This is a genomic window from Kitasatospora sp. NPDC007106, from assembly GCF_040634455.1.
In the GTDB taxonomy this organism is placed as follows: domain Bacteria; phylum Actinomycetota; class Actinomycetes; order Streptomycetales; family Streptomycetaceae; genus Kitasatospora; species Kitasatospora arboriphila.
This window is the reverse complement of the sequence record NZ_JBEYFP010001102.1, coordinates 1-1,695: the sequence shown is the minus strand read 5'-3', so window position 1 is coordinate 1,695 and position 1,695 is coordinate 1. Positions and strand designations below refer to the sequence as shown.

The window sequence follows — 1,695 nt, the reverse complement described above, 5'->3', positions numbered from 1 at the left end:
ACCTTCTCCACACCACTCTTTCCCTCCCCGCCGATCTTCCGATGTGCCAGGGCCGGCCCCGGAGTCCGGGCAGCACCGCGACCGGCGCCGCGGGCCCGCGACCGGGACGTAACGTCAACTCGACGGCTGGGAAAGAGAGGTGACGGAACGAAGGCGCAGCCGTCCGCTCCATGGTCACAAGCTGGTCTCGGCGATCCCGCCCCCTTGACGGTGCCATGCAACACGGGTGTCATATGTTGCATACCGTTTGAACGTGTTTGTTCTTGATGGATCTCGGGACGCCTGCTGCGACGGCCCGAGCGCACCCGCCGCGCCGCCGCCGGCGCATGCCCGAAGGAGCTCCCGTGTTCCGCACCACCACCCGTGCCGCCGCCGCGGCGGGCCTGCTGCTCACCCTCGGACTGACCACCGCCTGCTCCACCGGGCAGGAGTCGCTGAAGGGCGACGCGGGCCCCACGGCGCCGGTGAACGGCAGGATCTCGCTCACCTACCTGCAGAAGCAGGGCGATCAGGAGTACTTCGTGGGCGAGGCCGCGGGCGCCAAGGCCAAGGCCGCCGAACTCGGCATCGACCTCAAGGTGGTGAACCTCGGCAACGACGCCAACAAGACCGTCAGCGAGGTGCAGTCCGCCGTCGCGCAGAAGACCAACGGCATCATCATCGTCGTGCCCGACCCCGCCGTCGGCCCGTCGGTCGTCCAGGCCGCCCGGGACGCCAAGGTGGCGCTGCTGACCTCCGACGACCAGATATGCGCCACCGGCCCGGACCCGGCGGCCTGCAGCAAGGACGACCTGGTCGCCCGGATCGGCTTCTCCGGCCGACAGATGGGCACCGAGGTCGGCAAGCGCGCCGCCGAGGAGTTCAAGAAGGCCGGCTGGAACCCGGCCGAGACCCGGATCGTCTCCGCCTGGAAGCAGGACGTCACCGTCTGCGGCGACCGGGTGAAGGCCGCCAAGGAGGCCTTCGCCGCCGGGTCGGGCGCCCAGGTGCAGAACATCGACGTCGCCACCGACAACACCCCCACCGGCGCCCAGGACAAGATCGCCGCGACCGTCACCGCCAACGCGGGCGTCAAGCACTGGGTCGTCTGGGGCTGCAACGACGAGAACGTCCAGGGCGGTGTCACCGCCATGGAGAACGCGGGCATCGGCGCCGACAACGTCATCGGCGTCGGCCTCGGTGCCTACCTCGCCTGCAAGGACTGGAGCGGCAGCAAGCCCTCCGGCATGAAGGCCGCCCTGTTCATCAACGGCAAGGACGTCGGCGCACTGGCCGTCCAGACCATGTACGACCGGCTCAAGAACGGCAAGGACTTCCCGAAGGAGGCCTTCGCGCCCACCACCATGGTCGACCCGACCACCTGGAAGTCCGCCGGCATCAGCTGCAGCTGACGCCCCGCCGGCCGATGCCGGTACGCCCGAGGGCCGGGCCGGCGTCGGTCCCTTCTCCGCGCAGCTCCGCGAACCCTCCCCGCACGAATCGAAGGTGACCCCATGAGCCGAGCCCACGACGAGAAGCCGGATCCCCGTCCGCCCACCGCCCCGGCCCCGGGCAGCGCCGGAGTGCGCAACCTCTCCAAGCGGTTCGGCGCCGTGCAGGCCCTGTCGGACGTCACCCTGGACTTCCCCGCCGGCCGGGTCACCGCGCTGATGGGCGAGAACGGCGCCGGCAAGTCGACCCTGCTGAAGATCCTCA

At 70.3% G+C, this 1,695-nt stretch carries 2 protein-coding genes; both read left to right on the top strand.

What is annotated here, in order from left to right; translation table 11 throughout:
• The first annotated feature begins 344 nt into the window (after positions 1-344).
• Positions 345-1,391: a substrate-binding domain-containing protein gene (locus ABZ641_RS36170; RefSeq protein ID WP_359988722.1), complete on the top strand. Its 1,047-nt coding sequence runs from the start codon at positions 345-347 to the stop codon at positions 1,389-1,391.
• A gap of 102 nt (positions 1,392-1,493) precedes the next feature.
• A partial coding sequence (locus ABZ641_RS36165) for an ATP-binding cassette domain-containing protein (protein ID WP_359988720.1) occupies positions 1,494-1,695 on the top strand: 202 nt, incomplete at its 3' end.